We start from the raw sequence: 13,394 nt of genomic DNA on the forward strand, positions 1-13,394 counted from the left end.
TGTTGGCCAAACACCGATAATCAGCGCTTTCCTGCAGTACACAGATCCCGCCGAATCCGGTATAGTCGGCCGATAAACTCATGATGGATTGATTTATGAAGCAGTTTCTTGATTTTCTGCCACTTATTGTCTTTTTCGCTTTTTATAAGCTCTACGATATCTATGTTGCCTCCGGTGCCTTGATCGCCGCTACCGCCTTGGCCTTGGTCTTTACCTGGTTCAAATATCGCAAAATTGAGAAGATGACGCTGATCACCTTCGTGATGGTGGCGGTATTTGGTACGTTGACGCTGGTGTTCCACAACGATCTCTTTATCAAGTGGAAAGTCACCGTTATTTATACCCTGTTCGCCTTGGCGTTATTGGTTAGCCAACTGATCCTGAAAAAGCCGTTGATCCAGCGCATGCTGGGGAAAGAGCTGACGTTGCCCGATAAAGTGTGGAGCAACCTCAATCTGGCCTGGGCGCTGTTCTTCCTTGCCTGCGGCCTGGCCAATATCTATGTGGCGTTCTGGCTGCCACAAGACGTCTGGGTCAACTTCAAGGTCTTCGGCCTAACCGCGCTGACGTTGGTATTTACCTTGTTGAGCGGTATCTACATTTATCGACATATGCCAGCAGAACAAAAAAAATAGCCTGTGCTGATGCCCACGCGATTTGTCGTGGGCGCTATTAATGTGATTCCTTTTTGATAAAGCAGACCGTGATGACACAACAACGACCTTTACCCAGCGGGGAGCTGGTACTGCGCACGCTGGCTATGCCAGCGGATACTAATGCCAACGGCGATATTTTCGGCGGCTGGCTGATGTCGCAAATGGATATCGGTGGTGCGATCCTGGCAAAAGAGATTGCCGAAGGGCGCGTAGTGACCGTACGCGTCGACGGGATGACCTTTCTGAAGCCCGTCGCGGTTGGCGATGTGGTTTGTTGCTATGCCAATTGCATCCGTACCGGCCGCAGTTCCATTACCGTTAACATTGAAGTGTGGGTGAAAAAGGTATCTTCCGCGCCTATCGGCCAGCGCTATCGCGCCACGGAAGCGGTATTCACCTATGTGGCCGTCGATGCTGAAGGTAACCCGCGAGCACTGCCGGATGGCAAGACGAACTTCCGCACTGGCACCGAAGAATAACTATCACAAAATGCACAAGGGCTGCCAGATACCTCAGGCAGCCCTTTTTTAATGCTCAAACAGCATCAGTTCAAATCGGTTGAACCATCAATTTTAAAAATAAAGTTTTTCGTCAGATTCTGTGCCGCTTTAGGTTCATAACGCCATTTACGCATCGCCTGTTTCGCTTCACGCTCGAACATGTTACGCGGCTCTGCCGACAGGATACGGATATTCGTCACGCGCCCATCGCTGTCGATGTCAAACTGTACTTTTACCTTACCTTCAATTTGCAGCGCCAATGCCCGCGCGGGATAGATCGGTTTAGTCAGACTCAACGCCTTTGGCCCCAATTCCCGTGAACTCCCTGGAGCGGGCGCGGCAGGTGTCTGTTTGATCGGCGCGTTGTCGAGCGATTTAGCCAGTGAATCACTCTCAAAAGGCGAAGGCTCACGCGGTTCTGCTTTCCTTACTTCACGCTTCACCTGCTTTTCAACCTTTGGTTTGGGCTTCGGTTTCGGTTTTTCAGGCACCGGTTTCGGGATCGCGACCGGCACTGGCAGTGGCTCAGGGAGCGGTTCCGGCTCGGGTTCTGCCTGTGTTTCCGGCTCTGCGGCAGCAGGCGGCGGTGGCTCAGCCAGTGCTGCCATATTGACCATCATGACGCTTATGGGAGCATCTTCTTGTTGCTTGGGCAACTCCATCACTTCTTTTACTGAAGCATAAAGCAAGGCAGCCACCAAGGCACTGTGCAAGCCAACGGAGAGAACGATTGGCACGGAAAAACGGCGAATAAGGAACATCTTCTTTAGCGGCATAATGATTCTATTTCCTCTGGTCCGCTAAGTTTAAATGCAAATGGTAATCATATTCAATAACGAAAACCGAACTATCGGTTTAATCATGACCAAACCCTGTTAATTAGTAGGGATATTAACCTCTGTTTAGCCTTTATCCTGTGCTTTTTACTTCTATTCCTCATCTTTCTTTTTCAGTGGCACAAAATTATGTGGATCGGCGTTCCCTTGCTACCCGTTTTACGCTAATTTGGCATCACCGTTCTATAGTAATGATTTTAAAGGTGAAACATGCTTTATCTGATCTACGCGCAAGACGTCCCCGATTCACTGGAAAAACGCTTGGCCGCTCGCCCGGCACACCTGGCCCGCCTACAGGCGCTGCGTGATCAAGGCAGATTGGTCGTTGCAGGCCCTAACCCGGCGATCGACAGCAACGATCCCGGCAGAGCCGGTTTTAGCGGGTCTACCGTGATCGCAGAATTCGCCTCTCTGGAAGCTGCAAAAACCTGGGCCCAGCAAGACCCTTACGTCGCCGCTGGCGTGTATGCGGATGTCACGGTAAAACCCTTCAAGCAGGTATTTTAAGCAAAAAAAAGCCAGCACGGAGTGTGGCTGGCTAAGTGGGTTCTTCGAGGGAATTCTTGTTTGTTAAATAGTTATGGATTAAACATACTCCCCGAATGATATGGCCGCCACCTATCGCTGTGATAGGTTAATCATGTTGAACCATTTCGTTGAGAACCCACTTTTGCATATCGGCAAACATATCGTCCCACTCTGATTGTTCAATATCCATAAAGCCAAAAAAGCGCAGCATAAAGGCCCCTTCAGTTGCCAGAAACGCCAATCGCGCCTTTCTGCCCTGTTCAGTGTTCAGATCCAATCCTGCGATACGGCCGCGATACCATTCTCGCGTGCTGCCCAGATGCTCCGGCGTTTGTATTAACGTGGCCATTAAGCCCGCCGCTTTGGCGCTGGATGCCTGATCGGAACTGCGTGTGGCCTGCATATGTGCCTGCACAACGGTAATCGGAGCCGGATCGTTACCCGCAATGCTGTCAAAAACCCGGTCATAAGCTTTGCCCCAGCGTTCAAACATTGCGTCAATCAAAGCATCCTTATTACCGAAGCAATACTGCACCCCACCTTTAGAAATCCCCATGGCTTTAGCCACCGAATCAATGGTTAACCCGGCGGCACCTTGGGTAGCCACAATCTCCTCTGCTGCATCCAGCACTTTGTCACGATCGATGCTTCGTTGACGTCCCATTAAGAAATTCTCTTTTCAATACGAACGTATGGATTTTATATTATAATCAGTATACCACTGCAGACATTGGGTGGTTACCACAAGATGGCGCAGCCGCGCCGTCGGTTTTTTTAGGATAAAATTATGCACGCCCAAAACCGCTGGTTAATCCTGGTAATGATCTCCAGCGCATTATTTCTCATTATTACCGATATGACGGTGCTTTATACCGCTTTGCCGCGTCTGACCCTGGCGCTGGATGCCACTGCATCACAAAAACTCTGGATAGTGAACGCCTATCCCTTGGTGGTCGCCGGATTGCTGCCGGGAGCCGGTATGCTAAGCGATCGCCTTGGCCATAAGAATATGTTTATCGCCGGGTTACCGGTTTTTGCCCTGGCTTCGCTGTGCGCCGCCTTTTCCCCCAGCGCGCAGTGGCTGATCGCGGCACGCGCATTTCTGGCCGTCGGGGCTGCCATGATGATGCCCGCCACCTTATCCATTGTGCGCCACGTGTTTACCGATGAGCGTGAACGCGCGCTGGCTATCGGCATCTGGGCAGCAGTGGCCTCCGGTGCCGCAGCGCTTGGGCCCGTCGTCGGCGGAGCCTTACTGGCCTCTTTTTGGTGGGGAGCAGTATTTCTGATCAACGTGCCGGTAGTGATGCTGGTACTGCCCTTGGCATGCTATTTGATCCCACAATGCGGCGGTGATCATAAGCGCCCTTATGATGTGCTGGGTTCGATACAGATCATGCTCGGCCTGGTAGCGGCTATCTATGCGTTGAAAGAATTGAGTAAGCCCAGCCTTTCGCTGCGCGACTTTGCCCTTGCAGTGACGCTCGGCATCCTGTTTCTGACGCTATTTGTGCGCCGCCAGAAGCACGCCCTGCATCCAATGATCGATTTTTCTCTGTTCCGCAACCGTATGTTTGCCAGCGGTGTCGGTGTGGCGATCATGTCGATGATCGCACTGGTTGGGGTTGAACTGGTCTTGAGTCAACGCCTGCAACTGGTGCTTGGAATGTCGCCTTTAATGGCCGCGCTGTTTATTCTCCCTATTCCAGTGGCCTCTGCGCTGGCTGGCCCATTAGCCGGGATGTTAATGCCACGCTATGGTGAGCGCAGTATGTTGATCGGTGGTTTTATCCTCACCGCGCTGGGTATTCTTGGCGTCGTTTTCTGGTATCAAGGCAACGTGGTAATGCAGCTTATTTGTCTGTTTATTATCGGCTTTGGTCTTGGCGGCGCCATTACGGCCGCGTCTACCGCCATCATGCTGAATGCCCCAGAAGAAAAAGCCGGTATGGTGGCCTCTATCGAAGACGTTTCCTGGGAACTGGGTGGCGTGCTGGGCATCACGCTATTGGGCGGCTTGATGACGGCGGTCTACAGCCATAGCCTGGCACTGCCAGATAGCCTGCAGGTAGGCGATCTGGCCTATGACAGCATTGATGAAGCGCTGCGCGTAGCGGGTAATATGAGTGCTGACAGCGCAGCAGAGCTGATCCAACTGGCGCGCTCTGCGTTCGATCGTGCATTTATCGCCGTATTGGTTGCCGCCACCCTGCTGGTGAGCCTAGGCGCCGGAGTATTAAAATTCGCCCTGCGTCAATAAAGGCTCTACTCTACTTTTGTACTATCGGTTTGAGCGATTATAGTGATACTTGCTATCGTCTTTAACCTTGAGATTAATCCAGTTATTGTGTCAACGAGATCATTGGAACCCACAATCAGGAGAAGATTATTATGGCAACGGCAAAGAAAACAGCAAAAACGCATATTGGCCTGGATACCAAGCAATCAGCAAAACTCTCTGACGCTCTGAATGCATTACTGGCGAACTATCAGGTGCTGTATATGAACGTACGCGGTTATCACTGGAATATTTCCGGGCCGCACTTCTTTGAACTGCACGTTAAATTTGAAGAGACTTACAACGATCTGTTGCTCAAAGTCGATGAGCTGGCGGAACGTATTCTAACCCTGGGTTCACAACCGCGTCATGCTTTCAGTGACTACCTGAAAACCGCAGACATCAAAGAAGATACCAACGTGACCGACGACAAAGGCACGCTACGCGGCCTGCTGAATGGTTACGCCATTCTGCTGCAGCAGCAGCGTGAACTGCTGACGCTGGCCGCTGATGCTGGTGATGAAGGCACCTCCTCACTGATGAGCGATTACATCAAAGAGCAGGAAAAGCAGGTATGGATGCTGAACGCTTATCTGGGCAAATAATCCTTACCAAAAACAGTCCCAAAGCGGGACTGTTTTTGTTTCACCATTCATAAGCCATGACAAACAACAATGCGCGGCGGTGCTGATCGTCCAACCGGCGGCGTACGCGAATGATATGTCGGTTACTACAGGACTGGCGCTCCAGCCAATGGCGCCTGCGCCGCTGGATCTGCCGCAGCATCCGCCAGCGCCCCACCTCGTTTCTACTGCGTTTCATCGTTCTTTCACCCATCCAATGCCAACCGCGGGCATTATAGCCTTTTCAGACGGCAATCCAAGTCGCCTATCAAATGCTGTTTACACGCATCGGCTTGCAGAAAAGTACTCTTTTATTTTCGGCAAGTGCCTTTCATCAATCATTTTTATGTCACTTAAGTGCGGGGAAAAGGTTTCACCTTTACCATTCTGTGCGTACACTCACTGTTAGGGGTTTCTGAACAGGATTTTTCGTCTTTATGACAACATTTTATACCGTAATCAGTTGGCTTCTGGTGTTTGGCTACTGGCTGCTTGTCGCCGGTGTCACATTGCGTATTCTTATGAAACGACGCACTGCCCCTTCCGCCATGGCCTGGTTGTTGGTGATCTATATTCTGCCGCTGGTGGGGATAGTCGCTTATTTATCTTTCGGTGAATTGCATTTAGGTAAACGCCGTGCCGAGCGCGCCAAAGCCATGTGGCCGTCTACCGCACGCTGGCTGAATGAGCTGAAAGAAAGCCGCCGGATTTTTGCCACCGAATACAGTGAAGTTGCCCGCCCGCTGTTCCAGCTTTGCCATAATCGGCAGGGTATTGACGGCGTCAAAGGGAATCAGTTGCAACTGCTCACCACTACCGACAGCACGCTAAAGGCGTTGATTCGCGATATCGAACTGGCGCAGCACAACATTGAGATGGTGTTTTACATCTGGCAACCTGGGGGCCTGGCGGATCAGGTGGCGGAATCCTTGATGGCCGCCGCACGCCGTGGGGTGCATTGCCGCCTGATGCTGGATTCCGCCGGGAGCGTGCAGTTCTTCCGCAGCCCCTACCCAGGCATGATGCGCAACGCCGGAATCGAAGTGGTCGAAGCGCTCAAGGTTAATCTGTTCCGCGTTTTCCTGCGCCGTATGGATTTGCGACAGCACCGTAAGATCGTATTGATAGACAATTACATCGCCTATACCGGCAGCATGAACATGGTCGATCCGCGCTTCTTCAAGCAAGACGCAGGCGTTGGCCAGTGGATCGATCTGATGGCCCGGACCGAAGGCCCAGTAGCCACCACCTTAGGGATTGTTTACGCCTGTGACTGGGAGATCGAAACCGGCAAACGTATTCTGCCACCGCCACCCGACGTCAATATCATGCCGTTCGAGCAGGAAACCGGCCATACCATTCAGGTGATCGCTTCCGGCCCTGGTTTCCCTGAAGAGATGATCCACCAGGCATTGCTCACGGCGGTCTATTCCGCACGTGAACAGCTCATCATGACCACGCCCTACTTCGTGCCCAGTGACGATCTGCTGCATGCCATCTGTACCGCTGCGCTGCGCGGTGTTGAAGTCAGCATTATCGTGCCACACGACAATGATTCGATGATGGTGCGCTGGGCCAGCCGCGCCTTCTTCTCCGAGCTGTTGGAAGCCGGGGTGAAGATTTACCAGTTCAAAGGCGGGTTGCTGCATACCAAGAGCGTGCTGGTTGACGGCCAACTCAGCCTGGTGGGCACGGTCAATCTGGACATGCGCAGCCTGTGGCTGAACTTTGAGATCACACTGGTGATTGACGATGCCGGTTTTGGTAGCGACCTGGCCTGTGTACAGGATGACTATATCGCCCGCTCGCAGTTGCTGGATGCCCAAGAGTGGCTGAAGCGCCCGTTCTGGCACCGTATCGTTGAGCGTTTGTTCTACTTTTTCAGTCCGTTGCTGTAAAAGCCGCAACGGGCATGGTTTAATAACGCCAATTCATTTGTTATCGGGATTTTTTATGGATTTGAATAATCGTCTTACCGAAGACGAAACGCTGGAGCAGGCTTACGACATTTTCCTGGAACTGGCTGGCGACAATCTCGATCCGGCGGATATTCTGCTGTTCAATCTGCAGTTCGAAGAGCGTGGCGGCGCAGAGCTGTACGATCCGGCAGAAGATTGGCAGGAACATGTCGATTACGATCTGAACCCGGACTTCTTTGCTGAGGTGGTGATTGGCCTGGCAGACAGCGACGGTGAACCCATCAATGACGTTTTTGCCCGCGTGCTGATTTGTCGTGAAAAAGACCACAAGCTGTGCCACATTTTGTGGAAAGAATAAGCGCCTCATCGAGATAAAAAAACCTGCCCAGCGGCAGGTTTTTTATTGGTTACTCGTCAATCAAAGCGGATCTACCTTCAGGCAGGATACCGCATGGCGGAAACTCCCCTCCAACAGCGGGCGCGTCTTGGCGCACTCAGGCCCGGCGATCGGGCAGCGCGTGCGGAACACGCAGCCGGACGGCGGGTTGATCGGTGACGGTAGTTCCCCCTCCAACAGCTGGATCTGCTTGCCCTTCTCTTTGTCCGGATCCGGGATCGGCACCGCCGACATCAGCGCCTTGGTGTAAGGGTGCTGCGGGTTATGATACACCTCATCATAGGTTCCTAACTCCACAGCATGGCCCAAATACATCACCAGCACGCGATCGGAGATGTGCTTCACCACCGCCAGATCGTGGGCGATAAAGATCAGCGACAGCCCCATCTCGCGCTGCAGCTGCTGCAGCAGATTCACCACCTGCGCCTGAATCGACACGTCCAGCGCCGAAACCGGTTCATCACAAATCACCAGTTTCGGTTCCAGGATCAGCGCGCGGGCAATACCGATACGCTGGCACTGCCCCCCCGAGAATTCATGCGGATAGCGGTTGATCAAGTTCGGCAGCAGGCCTACCTTCATCATCATCGCTTTCACTTTGTCCTTCACTTCCTGGCGCGGCATTTTCGGATGATAGGTGCGCAAAGGTTCGGCGATGATTTCGCCGATGGTCATGCGCGGGTTAAGCGAAGCCAGCGGATCCTGGAAGATCATTTGGATATCGCTGCGGGTTTTGCGCCAATCAGCATCGCTCATCCCCAGCAGATCTTTCCCCAACCAGGCAACCCGGCCGCTGGTCGCTTTCACCAGGCCGATAATCGCGCGGGCAAAGGTGGATTTACCGCAGCCAGACTCCCCAACCACTCCCAAGGTTTCACCTTCGAACAGCCGTAAGGTAACCCCATCGACCGCTTTCAGGGTTTTCGGTGCCTGCCAGAACCACTGTTTGTCATCGTGAATATCGAAATGCACTTTTAAATCGGCCACTTCGAGCAGCACTTTTTTATCGGTTGCAGTCATACCAATGCCTCCACCGGCTTGAAACAGGCGCGCAAGCGCCCTTCACCAAACTGCTCCAGCGGCGGAGCACTCGCGCACTGTTCCATGGCATACGGGCAACGTGGCTGGAACGGGCACCCCTTGGGTAAACGCAGCAGGTTTGGCGGGTTACCTGGGATGGTCATCAGCGATTCACCTTCAGCGTCCAACCGTGGTACCGCATTCAGTAGCCCAATCGAATAAGGATGGCTCGGGCGATAAAACACATCACGCGCGCTGCCGTATTCCATGGTGCGACCGGCATACATCACCAATACTTTGTTGCAAATCCCCGCTACTACCCCCAAATCATGGGTAATCATGATGATTGCCGTATTGAACTCACGCTTCAGCTCATTCAGCAACGTCATGATCTGCGCCTGCACCGTCACGTCCAGCGCCGTCGTGGGCTCATCGGCGATCAGCAATTTGGGCCGACATAACAGCGCCATGGCGATCATCACCCGTTGGCGCATGCCGCCGGAAAATTCATGCGGATACATGCGCATACGCTTACGCGCCTCTGGCATTTTTACCGCATCCAGCATCTGTACCGATTCTTCAAAGGCTTCGCTTTTGCTCATTTTCTTATGCAGCATCAGCACTTCCATCAGCTGCTCGCCGACGCGCATATAGGGGTTGAGCGACGTCATCGGGTCTTGGAAGATCATCGAGATCTCTTCAGCCCGCAGCTTGTTCAACTGGCTTTCTGGCAGGTTGAGGATCTCACGGCCGTTAAACTTCGCCGAACCACCGATGCGGCCATTGCTGGCCAGCAGGCCCATCAGTGCAAAAGCCGTTTGCGATTTGCCGGAGCCGGACTCGCCCACAATACCTAAGGTTTCGCCAGCACGCAGATCGAAGTTAAGATCGTTTACTGCCGTAACGTCGCCATCTGGCGTGGCAAAGGTCACGCGCAGATCGTTGACGTCCAGCAGCAATGGATTTTCAATAATGCTCATGATGGCACTCCTTAGCGATCTTTCGGATCGAGGGCATCACGCAGGCCATCGCCGATAAAGTTGAAACAGAACAGAGTGACCACCAGGAAGCCTGCCGGGAACAGCAGCAACCAGGGTGAAACCTCCATCGAGTTGGCGCCATCGCTGAGTAATGCCCCCCAACTGCTTAACGGCTCCTGCGTTCCTAATCCCAAAAAGCTCAGGAAGGATTCAAACAGGATCATGCTCGGCACCAGCAGCGAGGCATAGACCACCACCACGCCCAGCACGTTTGGCACGATATGGCGCAACACGATATTGCGCGTCGAAACGCCACAAACCAGCGCCGCTTCGATAAACTCTTTGCGCTTCAGGCTCAAGGTCTGGCCGCGCACGATACGTGCCATATCCAGCCACGACACCATGCCGATCGCCACAAAGATCAGCAGGATGTTTTGCCCGAAGAACGTCACCAGCAGGATCACAAAAAACATAAACGGGAAGGAGTTAAGGATTTCCAGCAGGCGCATCATCACCGAGTCGATTTTGCCCCCCAGATAACCGGACATCGCACCATACAGCGTGCCGACCACCACCGCTACCAGCGCAGCGGCCACGCCAACCATCAGCGAAATTCGCCCGCCAATCGCTACGCGCACCAGCAGATCGCGCCCGGAGGAGTCCGTGCCAAAATAGTGTGCCGACTCAATACTTGGCGCGGCCGACATCATCGCCCAATCGGTGTCATCATAGGCAAACTGTGACAACCAGGGCGCAAAGACCACAAACAGGGTTATCAGCGCCAACACAAACAGGCTGGTTACCGCCGCACGGTTATGTATAAAGCGGCGGCGCGCATCCTGCCACAGACTGCGCCCTTCAACTTCCAGCTTCTCACTGAAGTTTTCCAGAGCTTCGCTGTTCTTTTTCGTCAACATGAGACGTGCTCCAGATTAATAACGGATTTTCGGATCGATCACCGCGTACAGCACGTCGACGATCGCATTAAACAGAATGGTCAGAGCGCCCACCAGAATGGTCAGGCTCAGTACCAGCGAGTAGTCACGGTTTAACGCCCCGTTGACAAATAGCTGGCCAATCCCCGGCAGACCATAGATGGTTTCAATCACCATCGAACCGGTGATGATGCCAACAAACGCCGGCCCCATATACGACAGCACCGGCAGCAGCGCGGGTTTCAGGGCATGACGGAAAATAATGCGGCGCATCGGCAAACCTTTGGCGCGCGCTGTGCGGATAAAGTTGGAGTGCAGCACTTCGATCATCGAGCCACGGGTAATACGGGCGATGCTGGCAATATAGGCCAGCGATAACGCCACCATCGGCAGGATCATGAACTTCGGTGCCCCGCCATTCCAGCCGCCGCCGGGCAGCCATTTCAAGGTGATAGCGAAAATCAGCACCAACAACGGCGCTACCACAAAACTGGGGATCACCACGCCAGTCATGGCAAACCCCATTACCGTGTAGTCCCATTTGGTGTTCTGCTTCAGCGCAGCGATCACCCCGGCGCTGACGCCCAGCACCACTGCCAGCATAAAGGCGGCAAAACCCAGCTTGGCTGAAACCGGGAAGGAGGCGGCCACCAAATCGTTCACCGAATAGTCTTTGTATTTAAACGACGGGCCGAAATCGCCTTTCGACAATTGCACCAGATAATGCCCGTACTGTTTCCAGATTGGGTCGTTCAAATGGTATTTGGCTTCAATATTGGCCATGACTTCTGGCGGTAATGCGCGCTCGCCGGTAAATGGGCTACCGGGTGCCAGGCGCATCATAAAGAAGGAGATGGTGATAAGAATAAATAGCGTTGGGATCGCCTCTAACAGGCGACGAAAGATAAATTTAAGCATAGCCCTGCTCCAGCCTGATAACGGCTTATCGTCTGAAAATGGACCGGCGGCTTACGCCACCGATCCTTACCGTATCAATGCTTGATGATGTACAGGTTTTTGTCGTACACGTTATCAAGCGGGTCGGTCTCGGTGTAACCACCAACGTAAGGTTTCACCAGGCGGGCATTCACATAATAATAAACGGGCGCGATGACGGAATCTTTATCCAACTGAGCTTCGGCTTTCTGATACAGCGCTGCGCGCTCTTCTTTAGTTTTGGCTTGCAGTGTGTCAGCCACTAACTTATCGAACACCGGGTTTTTATAATGTGAGGTGTTGTTGCTGCTGTCCGACAGCATCGTATTCACGAAAGCGCTAGGCTCGTTGTAGTCTGCACACCAAGCAGCACGTGCAACGTCAAAATTCCCCTGATGGCGGCTATCCAGGAAGGTTTTCCACTCCTGGTTCACCAGCTTCACATCCACACCCAGGTTTTTCTTCCAGATCGAGGCGGCAGCAATCGCCAGTTTTTTATGTAGATCGGAAGTGTTGTATAACAATGAGAAAGTCAGCGGCTTGCCTGGGCCATAGCCTGCCTCAGCCAACAGCTTTTTCGCTTCTTCATTACGTTTTTCCTGCGTCCAGCCGAACCACTCTGGTGCGGTTAATTTTGCGCCATCAACGTAAGGCGGAGTGTAGCTGTACGCTGGCAGATCGCCCTGATTTTTGACTTTATTGACGATAATATCGCGATCCAGCCCCAGTTTCAGTGCCTCACGCACGCGTGCATCGGTAAACGGCGCTTTCTGATTGTTCATTTCGTAGTAATAGGTGCAAACATAAGGCGCTACGCGCACTTCATTCGGGATCTCTTTTTTCAGCTTCTGGAACAGTTCGATCGGCAAGTTATTATAGGTCATGTCGATCTCGCCGGTGCGGTAGCGGTTTACATCGGTCACTTCCGATGAGATCGGCAGGAAGGTCACTTTATCGATTACCGTTTTGGCGTTATCCCAATATTCTGGGTTACGCTCCAGCACGATACGTTCGTTCACCACCCAGTCTTTCAGCTTATAGGCGCCGTTGCTGACGTAGTTCTGTGGCAGAGTCCATTTCTCGCCAAACTTCTCTACCGCTTCTTTATTGACCGGCTTCATGGCGTAGTGCTGGGTCATTTCCACCAGATAAGGCACCGGTTCGGTCAGCGTGACCTGGAAAGTGTGATCGTCAATGGCTTTCACGCCCAAGGTGGATTTGTCTTTTTTACCGGCAATGATGTCATCAACGTTCTCTACGTGGGCATATTGCAGGTAGCTGGCATAAGGAGATGCGGTTTTCGGATCGACAATACGCTGCCAGCTATAGACAAAATCCTGCGCCGTCACCGGTTGGCCGTTAGACCACTTAGCGTCTTTACGCAGATGGAAGGTCCACACTTTAAAGTCTTTGTTATCCCAGCTTTCTGCCGCGCCCGGAACGATGGAACCATCCGGTGTAGTGTTAGCCAACCCTTCGATCAGATCGCGGGTAACGTTGTTCTCTGGCACCCCTTCAATTTTGTGCGGGTCGAGAGACTGTACTTCTGCACCGTTGTTTTTAACGATTTCCTGCTTGTCTGCCAGCTGTACCCCCGCTGGCACCTCAGCCGCGATCGCACTTCCCATTGCTGTAATCCCCAGCGCGGCAATAATACCGGCAGCCAGGAGTGATTTTTTTGTGATGTTGGTCATATCGTTAACTCCAGTTTTTATTATCACAGAACCATCATGGGTTCTGCGTTGCCCGTTGACCGGGTGGGATTTTGGCCAGCCGCCGCGGAACG

Annotated in this window: 15 protein-coding genes; 7 read left to right on the plus strand and 8 right to left on the minus strand. The window is 52.9% G+C overall.

Annotation, left to right across the window (positions count from 1 at the left end; all coding sequences use genetic code 11):
• The first annotated feature begins 95 nt into the window (after nucleotides 1-95).
• Nucleotides 96-635, plus strand: a complete 540-nt coding sequence (locus tag BMI79_RS02350; RefSeq protein ID WP_076940219.1) for a septation protein A — start codon at nucleotides 96-98, stop codon at nucleotides 633-635.
• Nucleotides 636-706: 71 nt separating this feature from the next.
• Nucleotides 707-1,135 (plus strand): acyl-CoA thioester hydrolase YciA, encoded by a 429-nt coding sequence (yciA, locus tag BMI79_RS02355; protein ID WP_076940220.1) that lies wholly within the window; start codon nucleotides 707-709, stop codon nucleotides 1,133-1,135.
• A 65-nt stretch (nucleotides 1,136-1,200) separates the two neighbouring features.
• On the opposite strand, the gene tonB is transcribed toward yciA, so the two are convergent.
• A complete protein-coding gene (tonB, locus tag BMI79_RS02360) occupies nucleotides 1,201-1,932 on the minus strand; it encodes a TonB system transport protein TonB (protein WP_076940221.1) in 732 nt (243 codons plus the stop codon).
• A 270-nt stretch (nucleotides 1,933-2,202) separates the two neighbouring features.
• Here tonB and BMI79_RS02365 point away from each other — a divergent pair, with 270 nt between their 5' ends.
• Nucleotides 2,203-2,499 (plus strand): YciI family protein, encoded by a 297-nt coding sequence (locus BMI79_RS02365; RefSeq protein ID WP_076940222.1) that lies wholly within the window; start codon nucleotides 2,203-2,205, stop codon nucleotides 2,497-2,499.
• Nucleotides 2,500-2,626: 127 nt separating this feature from the next.
• On the opposite strand, the gene BMI79_RS02370 is transcribed toward BMI79_RS02365, so the two are convergent.
• Nucleotides 2,627-3,184: a TetR/AcrR family transcriptional regulator gene (locus BMI79_RS02370; RefSeq protein WP_076940223.1), complete on the minus strand. Its 558-nt coding sequence runs from the start codon at nucleotides 3,182-3,184 to the stop codon at nucleotides 2,627-2,629.
• A gap of 123 nt (nucleotides 3,185-3,307) precedes the next feature.
• Between BMI79_RS02370 and BMI79_RS02375 the strand changes: the two genes are divergently transcribed.
• Together BMI79_RS02375 and BMI79_RS02380 are read left to right on the plus strand one after the other, a co-directional pair.
• Entirely contained in the window at nucleotides 3,308-4,780 is a 1,473-nt protein-coding gene (locus tag BMI79_RS02375; RefSeq protein ID WP_076940224.1) for an MFS transporter, read from the plus strand.
• Between the two features lie 131 nt (nucleotides 4,781-4,911).
• Nucleotides 4,912-5,403: a Dps family protein gene (locus BMI79_RS02380; RefSeq protein WP_076940225.1), complete on the plus strand. Its 492-nt coding sequence runs from the start codon at nucleotides 4,912-4,914 to the stop codon at nucleotides 5,401-5,403.
• Nucleotides 5,404-5,443: 40 nt separating this feature from the next.
• Here BMI79_RS02380 and BMI79_RS02385 read toward each other — a convergent pair whose 3' ends face one another.
• Complete coding sequence (locus BMI79_RS02385; RefSeq protein ID WP_076940226.1) at nucleotides 5,444-5,620, minus strand: YciY family protein; 177 nt, start codon at nucleotides 5,618-5,620, stop codon at nucleotides 5,444-5,446.
• Nucleotides 5,621-5,858: 238 nt separating this feature from the next.
• Between BMI79_RS02385 and cls the strand changes: the two genes are divergently transcribed.
• Both cls and BMI79_RS02395 read left to right on the plus strand, forming a co-directional pair.
• A complete protein-coding gene (cls, locus tag BMI79_RS02390; RefSeq protein ID WP_076940227.1) occupies nucleotides 5,859-7,319 on the plus strand; it encodes a cardiolipin synthase in 1,461 nt (486 codons plus the stop codon).
• A 55-nt stretch (nucleotides 7,320-7,374) separates the two neighbouring features.
• Nucleotides 7,375-7,698: an HI1450 family dsDNA-mimic protein gene (locus BMI79_RS02395; RefSeq protein ID WP_073534922.1), complete on the plus strand. Its 324-nt coding sequence runs from the start codon at nucleotides 7,375-7,377 to the stop codon at nucleotides 7,696-7,698.
• Between the two features lie 60 nt (nucleotides 7,699-7,758).
• Here the strand turns inward: BMI79_RS02395 and oppF are convergent, their stop codons facing one another.
• The 5 genes from oppF to oppA all read right to left on the minus strand — a co-directional run bounded on the left by oppF (nucleotide 7,759) and on the right by oppA (nucleotide 13,302).
• Nucleotides 7,759-8,757 (minus strand): murein tripeptide/oligopeptide ABC transporter ATP binding protein OppF, encoded by a 999-nt coding sequence (oppF, locus tag BMI79_RS02400; RefSeq protein WP_076940228.1) that lies wholly within the window; start codon nucleotides 8,755-8,757, stop codon nucleotides 7,759-7,761.
• Nucleotides 8,754-9,737, minus strand: a complete 984-nt coding sequence (gene oppD, locus BMI79_RS02405; RefSeq protein WP_076940229.1) for an ABC transporter ATP-binding protein — start codon at nucleotides 9,735-9,737, stop codon at nucleotides 8,754-8,756. Before oppD ends, oppF begins: the two co-directional genes overlap by 4 nt.
• Before the next feature lie 11 nt (nucleotides 9,738-9,748).
• Nucleotides 9,749-10,654 carry an oligopeptide ABC transporter permease OppC gene (gene oppC / locus BMI79_RS02410; protein ID WP_076940230.1) on the minus strand — a complete coding sequence of 302 codons (906 nt, stop codon included), beginning with the start codon at nucleotides 10,652-10,654 and terminating at the stop codon, nucleotides 9,749-9,751.
• A gap of 15 nt (nucleotides 10,655-10,669) precedes the next feature.
• Nucleotides 10,670-11,590 (minus strand): oligopeptide ABC transporter permease OppB, encoded by a 921-nt coding sequence (gene oppB / locus BMI79_RS02415; RefSeq protein ID WP_076940231.1) that lies wholly within the window; start codon nucleotides 11,588-11,590, stop codon nucleotides 10,670-10,672.
• Nucleotides 11,591-11,664: 74 nt separating this feature from the next.
• A complete protein-coding gene (gene oppA, locus BMI79_RS02420; protein ID WP_076940232.1) occupies nucleotides 11,665-13,302 on the minus strand; it encodes an oligopeptide ABC transporter substrate-binding protein OppA in 1,638 nt (545 codons plus the stop codon).
• Nucleotides 13,303-13,394 lie beyond the last annotated feature (92 nt).

Origin of the sequence: Serratia oryzae, from assembly GCF_001976145.1 — a bacterium.
GTDB lineage: Bacteria > Pseudomonadota > Gammaproteobacteria > Enterobacterales > Enterobacteriaceae > Chania > Chania oryzae.